The following is a 19058-nucleotide window of genomic DNA, read 5'->3' as shown; positions in this document are numbered from 1 at the left end:
TGCAAGGGCCCCCAACGGCTGCTTACTGCTTACCGCACAGCGGGACCAGCTTCTGCTCATCCTCGGAGAGGCTGGGGCCGGGTGTGGGAGTCGGTGCGGTCTCGGACTTGTTCTTGTCGGTCTTGTCGTTCGCGTCGTTCTTGCCGGACGGCGAGGTGGTCGGGTTCGGGTTCGGCGCCTCGCGCAGCCCGGTCGTGCCGCCCGCCTCGCCCTCGCCGGTCTTGGCGTTGTTCTCGCGCTCGACCTTGCGGCGCTCGGCGTCCTTCTTGCAGGCGGAGGCCTGCAGACCGAGCTCGTCGATCTTGCCCTTGGCCTCGTCGAGGTTGCCCTCGGCGATGGTGGCCTCGACCTGCTTGCGCTGGTACGGCGGCAGGTACTTGAGTTCGATCTCGGGGTGGTCCTTCTCGACCTTCGACAGGCTGACCCACGCCAGGTCCTGGTCGATGCCGCGGAAGAGGGCGACGTGCTCGTCCTTCGTGCCCACGTAGTACTGCGTCTGCGTCCAGCGGTAGCCCCCGTAGAGACCGCCGCCGATGACGGCGAGCGCCAGCACGGAGTAGAGCGATCTCTTGAGCCACTTGCGGCCGCCGCGGGGCTTGACGAAGTCCTCGTCGTCGTACGCCCCGAAGCTGCCCTCGGGGACATAGCCCGCGGTGTCGCCGCTCCCGGGCGGCCCGAAGCCGCCTCCGGAGGGCTGCGGCGGCACTGGACGGCCGAGCCCGGACGCGCGGCCCGCGGGCGTCTGCATGGCGCCGTCGTCCTGGGCCTGGAGCTGGTTCTCGGCGACCGCGCCGACCACCACGGGGGTGTCGGACAGCTGGCCCGCGAGGGTGTCGCCGCTGTCGATGTCCAGGACGTCGGCGACGATCACGGTGATGTTGTCGGGGCCGCCGCCGCGCAGCGCGAGCTGGATCAGCTCCTGCACGGTCTCCTGCGGGCCCTGGTAGGAGGCGAGGGTGTCCTCCATGGTCTGGTGCGAGACGACTCCGGAGAGGCCGTCCGAGCAGATCAAGTACCGGTCGCCGGCGCGGACTTCGCGGATGGAGAGGTCCGGCTCGACGTGGTCGCCGCTGCCCAGCGCACGCATGAGGAGGGACCTCTGCGGGTGCGTGGTGGCCTCTTCCTCGGTGATGCGGCCCTCGTCGACCAGGCGCTGCACCCAGGTGTGGTCCTGCGTGATCTGCGTCAGGACGCCGTCCCGCAGGAGGTACGCGCGGGAGTCGCCGACGTGCACCAGGCCGAGGCGCTGGCCGGTCCACAGCAGGGCGGTGAGCGTGGTGCCCATGCCCTCCAGCTGGGGGTCCTCCTCGACCATCAGCCGAAGCTGGTCGTTGGCCCGCTGCACGGCCGTGCCGAGCGACGTGAGGATGTCCGAGCCCGGGACGTCGTCGTCGAGCGTGACGAGCGTCGAGATGACCTCGGAGCTCGCCACCTCGCCCGCGGCCTGGCCCCCCATGCCGTCGGCGATCGCGAGGAGACGCGGTCCGGCGTAACCGGAGTCCTCGTTCCCCTCCCGGATCATGCCTTTGTGCGATCCGGCGGCGAAGCGCAAAGACAGACTCATGCGCACCTCGCCCGTCGGCTCCGGGTACATCCGCACGGTGCCCACCCTCCGGTCGGGAGCGCGCCGGCGTCCAGTGCCTGGACAGCCGCTTCGGCTCGCTCGCTCCGCTCGCTCATTGTCGTACTACTTCCGCAGCTCGATGACGGTCTTGCCGATGCGGATCGGCGCGCCCAGCGGAACGGGCGTCGGGGTGGTGAGTCGGGTCCGGTCGAGATACGTGCCGTTGGTGGACCCGAGATCCTCGACGATCCACTGGCCGTCACGGTCCGGGTAGATCCTGGCATGCCTGCTGGAGGCGTAGTCGTCGTCCAGCACGATCGTGGAGTCGTGCGCGCGGCCCAGCGTGATGGTCTGCCCCTGCAGGGCGACCGTCGTCCCGGCGAGGATGCCCTCGGAGACGACCAGCTTGGTGGGGGCGCCGCGACGCTGGCGGCCACCGCCCTGCTGCTGGCGCTGCTGCGGCGGCGCCGCCTGCTGCTGGCGGCCGGCCTGCTGCGGCCGCGCCTCACGGCGCGAACCACGCTGGGTGACGCGCGTACCGAACAGGTCGCTGCGGATGACCTGGACGGCCACGATCACGAACAGCCACAGAACGGCCAGGAAACCCAGCCGCATGACCGTCAGGGTCAGCTCTGACATTGCCCCCGCTTCACCCTTCGGCTTGCCGGTAAATGATGGTGGTGCTGCCCACGACGATCCGCGAGCCGTCGCGGAGCGTAGCGCGGGTGGTGTGCTGCCCGTCTACCACGATGCCGTTGGTAGACCCGAGATCCTGGATCGTCGAGGGCGTTCCGGTCCGGATCTCACAGTGCCGGCGCGATACGCCGGGGTCGTCGATCCGCACATCGGCGTCGGTGCTGCGACCCAGCACCAGCGTCGGGCGGGAGATCTGATGGCGATTGCCGTTGATCTCGATCCAGCGCCGCACCTGGGCGCCCGGAAGGGCTCCGGAGCCGGAGCCCGGAGGTCTGCTCGGTGCCGCGGCCGGGCCGCCGGGGCGGCCCGCTCCGGGCGGTGGTGAGGCGGGCATGGGAGGCGCTCCGGCGCCGGACGCACCGGTGGGCGGATAGCCGTAGCCACCGCCTCCCGTGGCGCGGCCGGGGCTCGCGGAGCCACCGGCACCGGGGCCCGCGGGGGCGCGCTCGGGCGTCTGGGAGGTGCTGGACGCGAGCGTGCGGCTGCGGACGCGGTACAGGCCGGTGTCGAGGTCCTCGGCCTTCTCCAGGTGGACCTTGATGGGGCCCATGAAGCTGTAGCGCTGCTGCTTGGCGTAGTCGCGCACCATGCCGGAGAGCTCGTCGCCGAGCTGGCCCGAGTACGGGCTCAGCCGCTCGAAGTCGGGGGCGCTGAGCTCCACGATGAAGTCATTGGGGACGACGGTCCGCTCGCGGTTCCAGATCGTCGCGTTGTTGTCGCACTCGCGCTGGAGGGCGCCGGCGATCTCGACGGGCTGGACCTCGGACTTGAACACCTTGGCGAAGGTGCCGTTGACCAGACCTTCGAGCCGTTGCTCGAACTTCTTCAGGACTCCCATGGGGCACCTCCTCCGTCGTAGTCATCCTGGTACTGCTTACTGATCGTATCCACGCGCCGGGAAATCGGCTGGTTCCCCCTGTCCGCCCAGTCGACGAGTGTCGCCTCTCACAAGGCATGCCCGCGCGAGGGTCCGTGGATCCTCCCAGGAGTCCCTGATGGAGCCCTGATCCTCGACTCCGGAACCCCTTACGGGCAGCTGCTCGGGGCGCCTGCTCGAGCCTCCTTTTACGAGGGATCGTAGAGGGGGCTCCAAGCCAGTGTCCCGCACCTGGCTGTGGAGCTCGGTGAGCTTGGTCGAGGGCGGGGGCCGGGGCTGGGGGCCCGGGGCGGTGTCGGGCGGGTGGTCCGGTGGAGCTCAGCTGGAGCTCAGGGAGGGGTCGGGGACGAGGTCGGGGTGACTGCGGGGTGAGGGCGGGCCGGGTCCGGGCTCCAGAGCAGGTGCCCGCCAATACGGATGTGAATCCACCCTCCGCAGCGTGCTAATCTTCTGGATGTCGGCAGGCGCTCGCACCACACGGTGGGAAGCCCGAAGACACACCCAATGCGCGGGTGGCGGAATAGGCAGACGCGCTGGATTCAGGTTCCAGTGCCCGCAAGGGCGTGGGGGTTCAACTCCCCCCTCGCGCACCACGAGGAAGCGGTCCTCCTCCGGATGAAAGTCCGGAAGGGGGCCGCTTCTTTTTGTGCTGTCCCGTGGCGTCTCCTGCTCTCTCCTGCCGCCCCTTGCTGCCCCCTGCCGTCTCCTGTCGCCTCCTGCCGTTTCCCGACGTCTTGTGCCGGCTTCCGCCGTGTCCTCCCCGGATTCCGCGCGCAGTGATGTATGTCACCGAAGTTATCCACAGGCTCTGACGGGGGTCGGCGAGCGGCGGTACCTTCGAGGCCGGATCCGGCGTCGGTTCGGGTCCGGGTTCGGACGGTCTGCGGGGGCGAGGGGCATGGCGGAGCTTGGCGGGGCGGTTCCCGGGCAGCGGGGGCGGCCGGCGAAGAGGTCGGGGAAGCGGCCGGGCGGGCGAGGGCCGGTCGACGGGCGGCTTCCGCAGGTGGCGGGGTTCGCCGAGTGGCCCGCGCAGGGGTCGCCCAAAGGGGAGGGCAAGGCGCTGCGGGGGCGGGTGCCCCGGGCCGCGCACGCGGAGTTCTCGGTGGACGACGCCCGGCCCGACCCCGTGGCCGCGGTCGAGGCGGTCAACCACGGCCGGATCACCGAGCTCACGCCGATACGGGTCGGCAGGATGGCCGCCTCCCCCTTCGCGTTCCTGCGGGGCTCCGCGGGACTGATGGGGTACGACCTCGCGCGCACTCCGGTGACCGGTATCGGTGCGCAGATCTGCGGGGACGCGCACGCGGCGAACTTCGGGCTCTACGCGGACGCGCGCGGTGGTCTCGTCATCGACCTGAACGACTTCGACGAGACGGTGCACGGCCCCTGGGAGTGGGACCTCAAGCGGCTGGCGGCGTCCCTGGTGCTCGCGGGGCGCGAGGCGGGCGCGGGCGAGGCGGTCTGCGCGGAGGCGGCGAGGGACGCCGTCGGGGCCTACCGGCGCACGATGCGGCTGCTGGCGAAGCTCCCCGCGCTCGACGCGTGGAACGCCATCGCGGACGAGGAGTTGGTCTCGTACACGGACGCACGCGACCTCCTGGGCACCCTGGAGCGGGTCTCCGAGAAGGCGCGGCACAACACGAGCGCCCGGTTCGCGGCGAAGGCGACCGAGCGCGTCGAGGGGCCCGACGGTGCCGAGGGGCGGCGCTTCGTGGACGCGCCGCCCGTGCTGCGGCGCGTGCCGGACGCGGAGGCGGTCCCGGTGGCCGCCGCCCTCGGGGACTACTTGGGCACGCTGTCCGAGGACCGCCTGCCGCTGCTCGCGCGGTACGCGATCCAGGACGTGGCGTTCCGCGTCGTCGGCACGGGCAGCGTCGGACTGCGGTCGTACGTGGTGCTGCTGCTCGACCACCGGGGCGAGCCGCTGGTGCTCCAGGTCAAGGAGGCGCGGCCCTCCGTGCTGCTGCCGCATCTGCCAGCGGCCGGGTTCGAGGTGCCGAGGACGGCGCACGAAGGCCACCGGGTGGTGCTCGGGCAGAAGCGGATGCAGGTCGTGAGCGACATCCTGCTCGGGTGGACGACGGTCGACGGACGGCCCTTCCAGGTACGGCAGTTCAGGAACCGCAAGGGCAGCGTGGACCCGGCGGCGCTGGCCGCCGACCAGATCGACGACTACGGCCGCATGACCGGGGCGCTGCTGGCGCGCGCCCACGCACACAGCGCCGACCCGCGCCTGATCGCGGGGTACTGCGGCAAGAACGACGAGCTGGACGAGGCGATGGCACGGTTCGCGACGGCGTACGCGGACCGTACGGAGGCGGATCACGCGCTGCTGGTGCGTGCGGTCAAGGAGGGACGGGTGGCGGCTGAGGCGGGCGTGTGACCGGGCGCTCCTGACGGGTGACACGGGAGGGTGGCCTACGCTGGGCGGGTGACGACCCCGGAAGCCGAGCCGACGCAGCCCGAGACGCCCGCGAGCACCGAGTCCAGGGGGGCCCAGGCGGCCTCCGGGACTGCTGAGACCGCCGGGGCTTCCGGTCGGGGGAACGGGGCCGAGGGGGCCGGGGAGCGGCCCGAGGAGCGCCTTGAGCGGGCCGTGCGCGCCGCCGAACAGGCGTTGATCGAGTACGAGATCGCGCTGGAGACCTTCCGCGTCGAAGTGGAGAACTTCTCCCGGCTGCACCACCAGAAGCTCGGTCCGATGTACGCCAGGCTCGACGAGCTGGACGCGCAGATCGCCGAGGCCACCGCGGCCCGTACGGGCGACCCCGAGGACCGGCGCAAGGCCGAGGAGGCGCGGGCGCGGGTCATGCCGATGCCGGGCATCGAGGAGCTGTTCCACGGCTGGATGGACGGCGACGGCCTCTACCCCGAGGCCGCCGCAATGCTGACCGAGCAGTCGGTGCGTCCGCCGCAGCGGGTGCGCCCCGGCGAGGAGGCCCGCAAGCTCTACCGCGAGCTGGTCCGCAAGGCGCATCCGGACCTGGCGCAGGAGGAGAGCGAGCGGCAGCGGCGCGAGGAGTTCATCACGCGGGTGAACGCCGCGTACGCCCGTGGCGACGAGGCGCTCCTGCGGGAGCTGTCCGAGGAGTGGGCCGCGGGCCCCGTGCCCGCGGAGCACCGGCTCACGCGCAGCGAGGAGCTGTACGCCAGGCTCGAATGGCTCTCCCAGCGCAAGGAGCTGCTCTCGGTGCTCGCCAAGGAGCTGGAGGAGAGCGCGATCGGCGGGATGCTGCGGCTGGCGCCGGACGACCCGGACGCGCTGCTCGACGAGATCGCCGAGCAACTGCTCGCGCAGGTCTCCGAGCGCGAGGCGGAGCTGGAGCGATTGACCGCGTAGCCCGTCCGGTAGCGTCGGGGGCATGGTTTTCGGTTCTCATGTGCCCACGGTCGGCGTCGACGACCTCGCGAGCGGCGACTTTCTGCTGGACGTCCGGGAGGACGACGAGTGGCAGGCGGGTCATGCCGCGGAGGCTCTGCACATTCCGATGAGTGAGTTCGTCGCGCGGTTCGGCGAGCTGACCGAGGCGGCGCCGCAGGACGGCAGGGTCAATGTGATCTGCCGGTCCGGCGGCCGTTCCGCCCAGGTCACCATGTACCTCGGTCAGCAGGGCATCGACGCGGTGAACGTCGCGGGCGGGATGGAGGCCTGGGCGGCCGCCGGGCGTCCCGTCGTGGACGACAAGGGTCAGCCGGGCGCCGTCGTCTAGGGAACGGGCTCGGCCGGCCGGAGCCGGAGCCGGGGCTCAGGGCATCGGGCGCGGGCCTCAGCCGAGGGCGTGGGCGGCCAGCAGGTCGCCGAGGGTCTCCTCGTGCGCCGCTGCGGGGCCGAGGGAGAGCTCCAGCTGCTTGGCCCAGGCGTGATAGCGGTGCAGGGGGTAGTCGGTGTCGGCGCCGAAGCCGCCGTGCAGGTGCTGTGCGGTCTGCACCACCCTGCGTACGCCGTCGGACGCCCAGATCTTGGCGACGGCCACGTCTCCCGCGGTGGGCAGGGCGCCGTCCGCGGCGGTGCTGATGCGCCAGGCGGCCTGCCAGAGGGTGACCTCCATCGCGCGCAGGTCGATGTAGCGGTCGGCGGCCTGCACCGCCACGGCCTGGAACGTGGCGACGGGGAATCCGAACTGCTCGCGCTTGCCGGTGTATTCGCCGGTCATGCCGAGGACGGCCTCGCCGAGGCCGAGGGCGAGCGCGCAGGTGCCGGTGGCGAGCAGATCGCGCAGCCGGTCCCAGGCGCCGTCGGCCTCGATCACGTCGGACGCGGCGACGCGGACGGATGACAGACGGAGTTCACCGAGCCGCTCACCGCTGGTGGAGAACTGCTCGGCGATCGTGAGGCCCTCGTGGCCGCGGGGGACGAGTGCGAGGACCGCGTGGCCCTCGGGGGTGTGGGCGGGGACGACGGTCAGGTCGGCGTTCTGCGCCCAGGGCACGGCCGACTGGAGGCCGTCCAGGACCCAGCTGTCGCCGTCGCGCTGGGCGGTGACCGCCAGTTCGGCCGGGTCGTGGCCGGTGCGGCCGTTCGCCGCGACGGTGAGGACGAGCTCGCCGCGGGCGGCCCGGGGCAGGACCCGCCGCTTCAACTCCGCGCCGCCATGGGCCTGTACGGCCCAGGAGGCGGCGCTGCTCTCCAGGAGCGGCACCCGGGCGAGCACCTTCGCGGATTCGCGCAGCACCAGGCACAGGGCGATGGCGTCGAGGCCCACGCCGCCGTGTTCGGGGTCGACGAGCACGCCCAGCAGGTCGGAGCCGGCGAGCCGGGACCACAGGGCGCGGTCGAAGTCCTCGGCGACGGCCTTGGGGGTGAGGGCGGGGCTCGGCACTCCGTCCGGCGCGACACCGGCGAAGAGTGCCTTCGCCGCCTCGACCACGGCCTGCTGTTCCTCGGTGAAGGTGAAGTCCACTGCCTGTCCTCCCGCGCACCGGCCGACCGACGTCTCCGCCGTCTCTTCCGCCTCTTCGCATCTGACGGTCCGTCAAGATAGAACAGGTTCTACGGGAAGGGAACAGGAAGGCGCGGCCGGTCCTCGGGAGGGGGGCCACCGGCGGGGCGCAGGGGTACAGGGGCGAACAGTCAGCGGTCGAAGTCCAACTCCACGGTGTCCGTGGCCGGATGGGACTGGCACGCCAGCACATAACCGGCCTCCGTCTCCTCCGGCTCCAGCGCGAAGTTGCGGTCCATCCGCACCTCGCCCGAGACCCGGAAGGCCCGGCAGGTGCCGCACACCCCGCCCTTGCAGGCGTAGGGCGCGTCGGCGCGGTTGCGCAGCACCGTCTCCAGAAGCGTCTCGCCGTCCTGGACGGGCCAGGTGCCCGAGCGGCCGTCGAGGGTCACCGTCACCGTGCTGTGCGCGGGCGCGGGAGCCGACGACGGGGCCGCGGGGGCCGTGGTGGCCTCGTCCACGTGGAAGATCTCCTCGTGCACGCGGCGGCGGTCCACGCCGAGCCCGCGCAGCGTGCGCTCCGCGCCCTGCACCAGGCCGAACGGCCCGCACAGGAACCAGCCCGCGATCTCGTCCACCGGCAGCAGCGCCGGCAGGAGCCGCGCGAGCCGCTCCTCGTCGAGCCGCCCGGAGTCGAGGCCCGCCTGCTGCTCCTCCCGGGAGAGCACGGTCACCAGCTGGAACCGGTCCGGCCAGCGGTCCTTGAGGTCGGCCACCTCCTCCAGGAACATCGTGGAGGCGGCGGTGCGGTCGCTGCGTATGAGGCAGAAGTCCGCCTGGGGCTCGCGCTCCAGGAGGGTCGTGACGATGGAGAGCACCGGGGTGATGCCGCTGCCGCCGACGATCGCGGCGTAACGCCCGGGGGCCGGGTCCAGCGTGAAGCGGCCGGCCGGTGTCATCACCTCCAGCTCGTCGCCGACGGCGACTTCCTTGAAGGCGTACGTCGAGAAGGCGCCGCCCTCGACGAGGCGCACGCCGACCCGGAGCGTCCCGGGTTCTCCCGGGGCGTCCGGGCGGGGTGCCGGGGAGCAGATCGAGTAGGTGCGCCGGATCTCGGTGCCGTCGGCGAAGCGGCGGACGGCGAGGTGCTGGCCCGGGGTGAACCGGAACTCCTCGCGCAGCGGGGGCGGCACGTCGAAGGTCAGCGTCACGGAGTCGTCGGTGAGCCGGTCGACCGCCGCTACCCGGAGCGGGTGGAAGCGGGCCATCACAACTCCTTGAAGTGGTCGAAGGGTTCACGGCAGGAGGCGCAGCGGCGCAGCGCCTTGCAGGCCGTGGACGAGAAGCGGCTGAGCAGTTCGGTGTCGGTCGAGCCGCAGTGCGGGCAGCGGATCGACAGGCTGAGCGGGACGGGCCCTTCCGCCGGGTGGGAGCGCGGGGGCGCGATGCCGAACTCGGCCAGTTTGCGGCGGCCTTCGGCGCTGATGTCGTCCGTCGACCAGGCGGGGGAGAGGACCGTGCGCACCGAGACCTCGGCCATGCCGCGGTCGTGCAGCACCTGCTCGATGTCGGCCGTCATGGCCTCGATCGCGGGACAGCCGGTGTACGTGGGGGTCAGCTCGACGTCGACCCTGCCGGGGGCGAGGACCCGCACGCCGCGCACCACGCCGAGGTCGGCCAGGGTCAGCACGGGCAGCTCGGGGTCGGGCACCGAGCCCGCGAGGGCCAGGAGCTCCGCCTCCAGGGTGGTGGGCGCGGTCGTCACCATGACGCCCCCGGGTGGCTGCGGTGCAGGTGCTGCATCTCGGCGAGCATCCGGCCGAACGACTCGGTGTGCAGGCCCTGTCGGCCCGCACCCGCCGTCCAGGCGCCGGTCTGCGGCCCGGTGGGGACGGTCAGCGTGGCGCGCTCGACGACCTGGGTGACGGAGGCCGTCCAGCTCTCCCGCAGCTCCTGCCAGTCCACGTCGAGACCGGTCACCGGCTGGAACATCTCGCCGGTGAAGCGCCACAGCGCGTCCAGACCGCGCTGTATCCGCTCGTGGCTCTCGGCGGTGCCGTCGCCGAGGCGCAGGGTCCACTGCTCGGCGTGGTCCTGGTGGTAGGCGACCTCCTTGACGGCCTTCGCCGCCAAGGGGGCGAAGGTGCCGTCGCCGGCCGCCAGCCGCGCGTACAACAGGGACTGGTAGGTGGAGAAGTAGAGCTGGCGGGCGATGGTGTGGGCGAAGTCGCCGTTCGGCTGCTCGGCCAGCTGGAGGTTGCGAAAGGCGCGCTCCTCGCGGAGGTACGCCAGCTCGTCCTCGTCGCCCGCCATGGAGAGCAGGACGCGGGCCTGGCCGAGGAGGTCGAGGGCGATGTTCGCCAGGGCGACCTCCTCTTCGAGGACCGGGGCGTGTCCCGCCCACTCGCCCAGGCGGTGGGAGAGCACCAGGGCGTCGTCGCCGAGGGCCAGGGCGGGCAGGGCGGGGGCGTCGGGCGCGGTGGAGGCGGTCACAGGTGCTTCACTCCCTCCGGGATGTCGTAGAACGTCGGGTGGCGGTAGGGCTTGTCGCCGGCCGGTTCGAAGAAGGAGTCCTTCTCGTCCGGCGAGGAGGCGGTGATCGCGGCGGACGGCACGACCCAGAGGGAGACGCCCTCGCTCCTGCGGGTGTACAGATCGCGGGCGTTGCGCAGGGCCATCTCCGCGTCCGGGGCGTGCAGGCTGCCCGCGTGGGTGTGGGAGAGCCCGCGACGGGAGCGGACGAACACCTCCCACAGCGGCCATTCGGTCGAGCTGCTCATGCTGTCGCCTCTCCGTGCTTCTCGCCGTGCTTCGTCGCGTACGCCGCCGCGGCGTCTCTGACCCAGGCGCCTTCCTCGTGGGCGCGGCGGCGCTGGGTGATGCGCTGGTCGTTGCAGGGGCCGTTGCCCTTGAGGACGTCCCGGAACTCGGTCCAGTCGATCGGGCCGAAGTCGTGGTGCCCCCGGGACTCGTTCCACACGAGGTCCGGGTCGGGGAGCGTCAGGCCGAGCGACTCCGCCTGGGGGACGCAGATGTCGACGAAGCGCTGGCGCAGCTCGTCGTTCGAATGGCGCTTGATCTTCCACGTCATGGACTGCTCGGAGTGCGCGGACTCGGCGTCGGGCGGGCCGAACATCATCAGGGAGGGCCACCACCAGCGGTTCACCGCGTCCTGCGCCATGTCGTGCTGGGCCTGGGTGCCGCGGCTGAGGGCGAGCAGTGACTCGTACCCCTGGCGCTGGTGGAAGGACTCCTCCTTGCAGACGCGGATCATCGCGCGGGCGTACGGACCGTACGAACAGCGGCACAGGGGGACCTGATTGGTGATCGCGGCGCCGTCCACCAGCCAGCCGATCGCGCCGACGTCCGCCCAGGTCAGCGTGGGGTAGTTGAAGATCGAGGAGTACTTCTGGCGGCCGGAGTGCAGCTTGTCGAGCAGCTCGTCGCGGCTGGCGCCGAGGGTCTCGGCCGCGCTGTAGAGATACAGGCCGTGGCCCGCCTCGTCCTGCACCTTCGCCATGAGGATCGCCTTGCGCCGCAGGGAGGGCGCGCGCGTGATCCAGTTGGCCTCCGGCTGCATGCCGATGATCTCGGAGTGCGCGTGCTGGGCGATCTGGCGGACCAGGGACGCGCGATAGGCGTCCGGCATCCAGTCGCGCGGTTCGATGCGCTCGTCGGCGGCGACCGCCGCGTCGAAGGCGGCCTGGTGCTCCGCCGTGCGCGCGGCCATGGACGCGGCCTCGTCCGGCTCCGTCACCGCCGCCTGGTGTGCGGCTGCTGTCGCCATCTCGGTCCCCCTCGACCCTGGGCTCGACACCGAACCTGCCGACCGACCGATCGTTCGGTTCGTGGAATTCAATGGTGCGGCGCGTCGCCATAAGGTGTCAACCCTGTGGATAACTTCACGGACGCTGTGCGCGGCGGGCGGGCCTGAGTACCGTTCCGGCGGCAGGGTTCGGCGCGGGAACGGTGAACGGGGCGGAATGGGCGGGTACGAGAAGGACTCCGGCGGCGGACCCGCCGGACCTGACGAGCCCGGCCCGGCGGCCGAGCCCGGTGCGGCGGTCGGGCCCGGCCCGAGCGAAGAGCCGGAGGCGTCCGTCGAACCGGCCCCCGCTTCCGCCCCTGCCCTCACCCCCGCCACCGCCACCGAACCGGCTCCCGCTCCCGCCTCCGAGCCCGCTTCCGCCACCGAGCCGGCTCCCGCCTCCGCCCCCGCCACCGAGCCGGAAGCCCGCCTGGGGATCGCCGGGCTGAAGCTCGGGCCGCAGATCGTGGCGGCGTGCGCCCTCGCGGTCGTCGCCGCGGCCGCCTGCATCCACCTGGCGATGCTCTTCCTCCACGTCGCGCCCTCGAACACCCTGACCAAGCAGCACGGCGACGTGGTCGACGAGTGGATCTACCCCGAGTTCGAGCAGAACTGGAAGCTCTTCGCGCCCAACCCGCTCCAGCAGAACGTCGCGGTGCAGGCGCGCGCGGAACTCCGCACGGCCGCAGGGGGCGTACGGACCACGGACTGGTACGACTTCTCCGCGCAGGACGGCGCGGGGATCGACGGCAACCTCCTGCCCAGCCACACGCAGCAGAACGAACTGCGCAGGGCCTGGGACTTCTACGTCGGGTCGCACGACGCGCAGAATCGTCCCGTCGGACTGCGGGGCCAGCTCTCCGAGGAGTACATGCGGCGCATCGCGTACATGCGGCTGGAGCGGGAGGCGCCGGGCGGGAAGGGCGACGGGATCGCGCGCGTGCAGCTGCGTTCGAAGACCACGAACGTGCGGCCGCCGAAGTGGAGCGAGGAGAAGGTCTCCGCCAAGCCGGTCTACCGGCTGCTCCCCTGGTGGTCGGTGACGCCCGACGACCTGCCGCTCGCGGACGCGAAGGGGAGTGACCGGTGAGCCGGTTCGAACGTCCGCTGGCGCAGGGGCTGCGCAAGGTCACCGGATACGCCCTCGGCCCGTACCAGACCGCGGTGATCCGCATCGGCTTCGCCGCCACCTGGCTCTTCTTCCTGCTGCGCGAGTTCCCGCACCGCCATGAGCTGTACGGGCCCGACGGCCCCTGGAACTGGGACATGGCGCAGCAGCTCATCTCGAGCAACGAGGCCTTCACCGCCCTGATGTGGTCCGACGGGCGGATCTGGTTCGAGGTCGTCTACGCGCTGGCGATGCTGAGCAGCGCGCTGCTGCTGCTCGGCTGGCACACGCGCGCGATGTCCGTGCTGTTCATGATCGGCGTGCTGTCGCTGCAGAACCGCAGCATCTTCATCGGCGACGGCGGCGACAACGTCATCCACCTGATGTCGACCTACCTGGTCTTCATCCGGTGCGGCCAGGTCTGGTCGCTGGACGCGCGGCGGGCGGCACGCGCGCGCGTGCAGGATCCGCCGGACCGGGCGGGGCCCGTCCTGTGGTGGGTGCTCGGGCTCGGACTGTCCGTCGTGACGTTCATGGGGGAGCTCAGCGGCGGCTGGCTGCTGTTCTTCTGGGGGCTGTGGCTGGTGCACGGCCTGTGGTGGATCGCCGGGCGGCGCGCGCCGCGGGGCGAGCTGCGCAAGCTCCTCGACGTCGTGGCCAACCTCGCCCACAACGCGGGACTGCTCGTGGTCATGGCCGAGGCCTGTCTGATCTACGCGACGGCCGGCTGGTACAAGATCCAGGGCAGCCGGTGGCAGGACGGCACGGCCGTCTACTACCCGCTCAACCTCGACTACTTCTCCCCGTGGCCCGCCCTCTCCGACCTGCTCTCGTCCCACGGCATCATGGTGATGCTGGTGACCTACGGGACGGTCGTCGTGCAGGTGGCCTTCCCCTTCACGCTCTTCAACCGCCGGGTCAAGAACGTCCTGCTGGCCGCGATGATGGTCGAGCACGCCGTGATCGCGGTGATCCTGGGGCTGCCGTTCTTCTCGCTCGCGATGATCGCGGCCGACGCGGTGTTCCTGCCGACGTCGTTCCTGCGGCGGCTGGGCGGTTGGGCGGCACGCGCGCGTGGAGGGGTGGTTTCGCGTCTGCCGCACTTCGGGGTGCCGCTCCCCCGCGCCGGCCGTCCCACCGGTGCGGACGCCGTACCGGATCAGCGCGCGGAGGGCGTGGACGAGGGCGCCGCGGGTGCGCATGAGCGCGCCGACGAGGACTTCGGTGAAGGCTCCGGTCAGGGCGCCGGAGAGGACTCCGACGCGGGCCGGAGCGGTGGCGGGAATCCGGGCCCGGAGCCCACTGAGCAGGCGCGCGTAGGCTTCACTCCATGAACAGGACGGACGGGGCGGACCAGGCGGATCCCGAGGGCGCCCTGCGCGTCTGGCGCGGGCTCGCCGATGCCTCCGTGCTGCTCGACGGCTTCCACGCGATCAAGCACGCCCTGCGGTTCGGGGCGCGGGTGCCGGTGGCGCTGACCAGCGACCGGGCCGGTGTGCTGGCGCTCGCCGACGACCTCGCGCCGGATGTGCGGGACGCGCTCGACGGTCTCGTGGCGCAGGTCCCGGACGAGTGGCTGCGCGCCCTGGTGCCACGGCTGCACCCCACGGCGGTGGCCGCCCTTGCGGTGCGCCCCTCGCGCGCTGCCAACCTGGAGGAGCTGGGGCGTCTGCCGAGGACCGCGCCCGTCGTCGTGCTCGACGACCCGCGCAATCTCGGCAACGCCGGGGCGGTGATCCGGCTCGCCGCCGGCTTCGGGGCGACCGGGGTCGTCACGACCGGCACGCTCGATCCCTGGCATCCCACGGTCGTACGTGGCGGGGCGGGCCTGCACTTCGCGACGGCCGTGGAGCGCATGGACGTCGCCGAGCTGCCGCCCGGCCCGGTCTTCGCGCTCGACGCGGAGGGCGAGGACATCCGGGGGCTGAAGCTCCCGGACGACGCGGTGCTCGCCTTCGGGTCCGAGCGCAGCGGCCTGTCGGCGGCGCTGCGGGAGCGCGCCGACCATCTGGTGTCCCTGCCGATGCGTCCGCAGGTCTCCAGCTACAACCTGGCGACGAGCGTCGGCATGACGCTGTTCCACTGGTCTGCGGGCAGGCCTCCGGGGCCGGAGGCCTGAACCCGCGCGCGTGCTCAGGCGTCCCGGCGGATCTCCACCACACGGAAGCGGTTGGCCACGAACGCGCCGTCGCACAGCGCGGCGTTCGCCGCCGGGTTGCCGCCGGAGCCGTGGAAGTCCGAGAACGCCGCCGTCTGGTTCACATAGACGCCGCCCGTGAGGTTCAGGGACAGCTGGGCGCACTCCTCCAGGCAGGTCTCCTCCACGGCTTCGGAGATCTCCTGTGACGTCGTGTACGCCCCGACGGTCATCGCTCCCTTGTCGCGCACCGTGCGGCGCAGCAGCTCCACCGCGTCGGCCGCCGAGTCGACGGCGACGGCGAAGGAGACCGGGCCGAAGCACTCGCTCAGGTAGGCCGCCTCGGCGTCCGGCTTCGCGCCGTCCAGCTTGACGATCACCGGGGTGTGGACCACGGCGTCCGGGAACTCGGGGTTGGTGATCTCCCGTGAGGCGAGGGCGACTTCGCCGAGTCCGGCGGCGGCCTCCAGGCGAGCCTTCACGTCGGGGTTGACCAGGGCGCCGAGGATGCCGTTCGCCCGTGCGTCGTCGCCGAGCAGGCCGCTCACGGAGGCCGCGAGGTCGGACACCACGTCGTCGTACGACTTGGGGCCCGCGTCCGTGCGGATGCCGTCGCGCGGGATCAGCAGGTTCTGCGGGGTGGTGCACATCTGGCCGCTGTAGAGAGACAGGGAGAAGGCGAGGTTGGCCAGCATTCCCTTGTAGTTGTCCGTCGACTCCACGACGACGGTGTTGACCCCGGCCTTCTCCGTGTAGACCTGCGCCTGGCGGGCGTTGGCCTCCAGCCAGTCGCCGAACGCCGTCGATCCTGTGTAGTCGATCAGCTTGATCTCGGGGCGCACGGCGAGGGTCTTGGCGATGCCCTCACCGGGCCTCTCGGCCGCCAGGCACACGAGGTTCGGGTCGAAGCCCGCCTCGGCGAGGACCTCGCGGGCGATGCGGACCGTGAGCGCGAGGGGCAGCACCGCGCGCGGGTGGGGCTTGACCAGGACCGGGTTGCCGGTCGCGAGCGAGGCGAACAGTCCGGGGTAGCCGTTCCACGTCGGGAAGGTGTTGCAGCCGATCAGGAGCGAGATGCCGCGCGCCACCGGCGTGAACCGCTTGTTCATCGCGAGCGGGTCGCGCTTGCCCTGGGGCTTGGTCCACTCGGCGTGGTCGGGGGTGCGGACCTGCTCCACGTACGCGTACGCGACGGCTTCCAGGCCGCGGTCCTGGGCGTGCGGGCCGCCCGCCTGGAAGGCCATCATGAAGGCCTGGCCGCTGGTGTGCATGACCGCGTGCGCGAACTCGTGGGTGCGGGCGCTGATGCGGGACAGGATCTCCAGACAGACCATCGCGCGCACCTCGGCGCCCGCGTCGCGCCAGGCGCGCATGCCGGCGCGCATCGCCGGCAGCAGGGTGTCGATGTCCGCGTGGGGATACGTGATCCCCGACTCGGGTCCGAACGGCGAGACTTCGCCGCCCACCCAGTCGTCCGTGCCGGGCTGGTCGAGGTCGAAGCGGGTGCCCTGGAGGGCGTCGAAGGCGGCCTTGCCCTCGGGCAGGCTCAGACTGCCGCCCTCGCCGTACGCCTTGGGGTGCTCGGGGTGCGGGGACCAGTACGCGCGCGTGCGGATGGTCTCCAGAGCCTGGTCCAGGGTGGGCCGGTGCTTGGCGATCAGGTCGTGAGCGGTGAGTTCGGCGGCCATGAGGGACCAACTCCTCGTCGGTCAGCTCTTCGTCGAGCTGGCGAACTGGGCGGGGACGGTGGGCAGGGACGTACAGACAGAGCTAGAGTAACCGAACGATCGGTCGGGACAAGGGGGTCCGCCAAACCTGTGGACAACTTCTCCACGGCCACCCCCGAACCCCCGGCCGCCGGGCCGTGCGGGAGGATCGCGAGCATGACAGCACTCGAGCTCACCAGCGCCGTTGCCGTGGTCGGCACCGGGACCATGGGGCAGGGCATCGCCCAGGTCGCCCTGGTCGCGGGCCACCCCGTGCGGCTCTACGACGCCGCGCCCGAGCGCGCGCGTGCGGCGGCCGACGCGATCGGCGCCCGCCTGGACCGGCTCGTCGAGAAGGGCAGGCTCACCCCCGAGGACCGCGCCGCCGCGGCCGGCCGGCTCACGGCGGCCGAGAGCCTCACGGAGCTCGCCGGCTGCGGCCTGGTCGTCGAGGCGGTCCTGGAGCAACTGGACGTCAAACAGCGCCTGTTCCAGGAGCTGGAGGAGATCGTCGACGAGAGCTGTCTGCTGGCCACCAACACCTCGTCCCTGTCCGTGACCGCCGTCGCGGGCGGCCTGCGCGCACCGGGTCGGTTCGTCGGGCTGCACTTCTTCAACCCCGCGCCGCTGCTGCCCCTCGTCGAGGTCGTCAGCGGCTTCGCGACGGACGAGGCGACGGCCACGCGCGCGTACGAGACCGCCAAGGCCTGGGGCAAGACCCCGGTGCGCTGCGCGGACACCCCCGGCTTCGTCGTCAACCGCGTCGCGCGGCCCTTCTACGCGGAGGCGCTGCGCCTGTACGAGGAGCGCGTCGCCGACCCCGCCACGATCGACGCCGTCCTGCGCGAGTGCGGCGGCTTCAGGATGGGCCCCTTCGAGCTCACCGACCTCATCGGCCAGGACGTCAACGAAGCCGTCACGCGCTCCGTGTGGGACTCCTTCTTCCAGGACCCCAAGTTCACGCCCTCGCTCGCCCAGCGGCGCCTGGTCGAGTCGCGCCGCCTCGGCCGCAAGTCCGGACAGGGCTGGTACGCGTACGGGGACGACGCCCCGCGCGCGGAGCCGCACACCGCGGAGCCCGCGAAGGCCCCGGAGTCCGTCGCCGTCCACGGAGACCTCTTCCCGGCGGACGCGCTGCCGGAGCTGATCGGGCGGGCGGGCATCCGCGTCACGCGCGGGGAGGGCGTGCCGAGCTGCCCCGGCTCCATCGAACTGCCCAGCGGCACCCGGCTCGCCCTCGCCGACGGCACCGCCCCCGACGCCGCCGCCGAACCCACGGTCCACTTCGACCTCGCGCTGGACTACGGGACGGCCACCCGGATCGCCCTCTCGCCGTCGAGCAGGGTGGGCGAGCAGGGCCTTACGGAGGCGATCGGTCTCTTCCAGGCGCTCGGCAAGAAGGTCAGCGTCATCGGGCACGCACCGGGGATGATCGTGGCCCGTACGGTGTGGATGCTCGTCGACTTCGCCCTCGACGCCGTGGGACGCGAGGTGGCGGCCGCCGAGGACGTCGACACCGCCATGCGGCTCGGCGTCAACTACCCGCTCGGCCCCGTCGCCTGGGGCCGCCGCCTCACCGCGTACCGGGTGGCCGAGGCACTGGACCTGCTCGACGACGAGTACCCCACAGGGCGCTACGCGCCCTCCCAGGCCCTGCGGCGCCAGGCCGTGCGAGAGGAGTACGCATGACCACCGCCCGGCGGGACACGTACACCCCGGAGACGCTGCTGAGCGTCGCCGTCCGGGTCTTCAACGAGCGTGGCTACGACGGCACCTCCATGGAGCACCTCTCCAAGGCGGCCGGCATCTCCAAGTCCTCGATCTACCACCACGTGGCGGGCAAGGAGGAGCTGCTGCGCCGGGCCGTGAGCCGGGCGCTCGACGGGCTCTTCGGGATCCTCGCCGAGGAGCACGCGCGCGTGGGGAGCGCGATGGAACGCCTGGAGTACGTCACGCGCCGCACCGTTGAGGTGCTGGTCGCCGAACTGCCCTATGTGACGCTGCTGCTGCGGGTGCGCGGAAACACGGACACCGAGCGCTGGGCCATGGAGCGGCGCAGGGACTTCGACCAGCAGGTCGCCCAGCTGCTCAAGGAGGCCGCCGCGGACGGCGACCTGCGCTCCGACGTCGAGCTGCGCCTGGCCACCCGGCTGCTCTTCGGAATGATCAACTCCATCGTCGAGTGGTACCGGCCGGAGAGCCGGGGCGCCGCCAACGGCCAGCAGATCGCCGACGCCGTGGTGCAGTTGGCCTTCGCGGGGCTGCGCACCGACCACTGAGCC

Annotated in this window: 18 protein-coding genes and 1 tRNA gene; 9 read left to right on the top strand and 10 right to left on the bottom strand. The window is 72.1% G+C overall.

Translation table 11 applies throughout. The features are described 5' to 3' along the window. Positions 1-22 precede the first annotated feature (22 nt). The 3 genes from AB0L89_RS17270 to AB0L89_RS17260 form a co-directional block, all read right to left on the bottom strand. Complete coding sequence (locus AB0L89_RS17270) at positions 23-1564, bottom strand: Stp1/IreP family PP2C-type Ser/Thr phosphatase (protein ID WP_365141385.1); 1542 nt, start codon at positions 1562-1564, stop codon at positions 23-25. 123 nt (positions 1565-1687) lie between these two features. Beyond that, positions 1688-2203 carry an FHA domain-containing protein gene (locus AB0L89_RS17265; RefSeq protein WP_365141382.1) on the bottom strand — a complete coding sequence of 172 codons (516 nt, stop codon included), beginning with the start codon at positions 2201-2203 and terminating at the stop codon, positions 1688-1690. A 10-nt stretch (positions 2204-2213) separates the two neighbouring features. Next, positions 2214-3098 (bottom strand): DUF3662 and FHA domain-containing protein, encoded by an 885-nt coding sequence (locus AB0L89_RS17260; protein WP_365141378.1) that lies wholly within the window; start codon positions 3096-3098, stop codon positions 2214-2216. Between the two features lie 545 nt (positions 3099-3643). Here AB0L89_RS17260 and AB0L89_RS17255 point away from each other — a divergent pair. From AB0L89_RS17255 to AB0L89_RS17240, 4 genes are all read left to right on the top strand, one after another. After that, positions 3644-3730: transfer RNA gene (locus tag AB0L89_RS17255), tRNA-Leu, on the top strand. Positions 3731-4140: 410 nt separating this feature from the next. After that, positions 4141-5520, top strand: coding sequence for a DUF2252 domain-containing protein (locus tag AB0L89_RS17250; protein WP_365141375.1), 1380 nt, complete (start codon positions 4141-4143; stop codon positions 5518-5520). Between the two features lie 48 nt (positions 5521-5568). Further along, positions 5569-6477, top strand: coding sequence for a hypothetical protein (locus tag AB0L89_RS17245; protein WP_365141372.1), 909 nt, complete (start codon positions 5569-5571; stop codon positions 6475-6477). A gap of 40 nt (positions 6478-6517) precedes the next feature. Beyond that, complete coding sequence (locus tag AB0L89_RS17240; RefSeq protein WP_365142009.1) at positions 6518-6847, top strand: rhodanese-like domain-containing protein; 330 nt, start codon at positions 6518-6520, stop codon at positions 6845-6847. 57 nt (positions 6848-6904) lie between these two features. On the opposite strand, the gene AB0L89_RS17235 is transcribed toward AB0L89_RS17240, so the two are convergent. From AB0L89_RS17235 to paaA, 6 genes are all read right to left on the bottom strand, one after another. Continuing rightward, positions 6905-8038: an acyl-CoA dehydrogenase family protein gene (locus tag AB0L89_RS17235; RefSeq protein ID WP_365141369.1), complete on the bottom strand. Its 1134-nt coding sequence runs from the start codon at positions 8036-8038 to the stop codon at positions 6905-6907. A gap of 170 nt (positions 8039-8208) precedes the next feature. Continuing rightward, positions 8209-9285 carry a 2Fe-2S iron-sulfur cluster-binding protein gene (locus AB0L89_RS17230; protein WP_365141366.1) on the bottom strand — a complete coding sequence of 359 codons (1077 nt, stop codon included), beginning with the start codon at positions 9283-9285 and terminating at the stop codon, positions 8209-8211. Continuing rightward, complete coding sequence (gene paaD, locus AB0L89_RS17225) at positions 9285-9785, bottom strand: 1,2-phenylacetyl-CoA epoxidase subunit PaaD (RefSeq protein WP_365141363.1); 501 nt, start codon at positions 9783-9785, stop codon at positions 9285-9287. The genes AB0L89_RS17230 and paaD overlap by 1 nt, the downstream gene beginning before the upstream one ends. Next, on the bottom strand, positions 9779-10510 hold the full coding sequence (gene paaC / locus AB0L89_RS17220) for a 1,2-phenylacetyl-CoA epoxidase subunit PaaC (RefSeq protein ID WP_365141360.1): 732 nt from the start codon (positions 10508-10510) through the stop codon (positions 9779-9781). Before paaC ends, paaD begins: the two co-directional genes overlap by 7 nt. Continuing rightward, positions 10507-10797: a 1,2-phenylacetyl-CoA epoxidase subunit PaaB gene (gene paaB, locus AB0L89_RS17215; protein ID WP_365141357.1), complete on the bottom strand. Its 291-nt coding sequence runs from the start codon at positions 10795-10797 to the stop codon at positions 10507-10509. The genes paaC and paaB overlap by 4 nt, the downstream gene beginning before the upstream one ends. Further along, complete coding sequence (paaA, locus tag AB0L89_RS17210) at positions 10794-11804, bottom strand: 1,2-phenylacetyl-CoA epoxidase subunit PaaA (RefSeq protein ID WP_365141354.1); 1011 nt, start codon at positions 11802-11804, stop codon at positions 10794-10796. The genes paaB and paaA overlap by 4 nt, the downstream gene beginning before the upstream one ends. Positions 11805-12000: 196 nt before the next feature. Here paaA and AB0L89_RS17205 point away from each other — a divergent pair, with 196 nt between their 5' ends. The 3 genes from AB0L89_RS17205 to AB0L89_RS17195 are packed head-to-tail and all read left to right on the top strand — an operon-like array spanning position 12001 to position 15052. Next, complete coding sequence (locus AB0L89_RS17205; protein ID WP_365141351.1) at positions 12001-12915, top strand: DUF5819 family protein; 915 nt, start codon at positions 12001-12003, stop codon at positions 12913-12915. Then, on the top strand, positions 12912-14267 hold the full coding sequence (locus tag AB0L89_RS17200; RefSeq protein ID WP_365141348.1) for an HTTM domain-containing protein: 1356 nt from the start codon (positions 12912-12914) through the stop codon (positions 14265-14267). The genes AB0L89_RS17205 and AB0L89_RS17200 overlap by 4 nt, the downstream gene beginning before the upstream one ends. Beyond that, positions 14264-15052: a TrmH family RNA methyltransferase gene (locus AB0L89_RS17195; protein WP_365141343.1), complete on the top strand. Its 789-nt coding sequence runs from the start codon at positions 14264-14266 to the stop codon at positions 15050-15052. Before AB0L89_RS17200 ends, AB0L89_RS17195 begins: the two co-directional genes overlap by 4 nt. 14 nt (positions 15053-15066) lie before the next feature. Here AB0L89_RS17195 and paaN read toward each other — a convergent pair whose 3' ends face one another. Then, on the bottom strand, positions 15067-16758 hold the full coding sequence (gene paaN / locus AB0L89_RS17190; RefSeq protein ID WP_365141340.1) for a phenylacetic acid degradation protein PaaN: 1692 nt from the start codon (positions 16756-16758) through the stop codon (positions 15067-15069). A gap of 195 nt (positions 16759-16953) precedes the next feature. Here paaN and AB0L89_RS17185 point away from each other — a divergent pair, with 195 nt between their 5' ends. Beyond that, the gene (locus tag AB0L89_RS17185) at positions 16954-18465 is read left to right on the top strand and encodes a 3-hydroxyacyl-CoA dehydrogenase (protein WP_365141337.1); all 1512 of its coding nucleotides are present in this window, start codon (positions 16954-16956) and stop codon (positions 18463-18465) included. After that, complete coding sequence (locus AB0L89_RS17180) at positions 18462-19055, top strand: TetR/AcrR family transcriptional regulator (protein ID WP_365141334.1); 594 nt, start codon at positions 18462-18464, stop codon at positions 19053-19055. The genes AB0L89_RS17185 and AB0L89_RS17180 overlap by 4 nt, the downstream gene beginning before the upstream one ends. Positions 19056-19058 lie beyond the last annotated feature (3 nt).

The organism is Streptomyces sp. NPDC052114 (assembly GCF_040680155.1).
In the GTDB taxonomy this organism is placed as follows: Bacteria; Actinomycetota; Actinomycetes; order Streptomycetales; family Streptomycetaceae; genus Streptomyces.
Note: the sequence above shows the minus strand (reverse complement) of the source record. Positions and strands in the feature narration are given on the sequence as shown.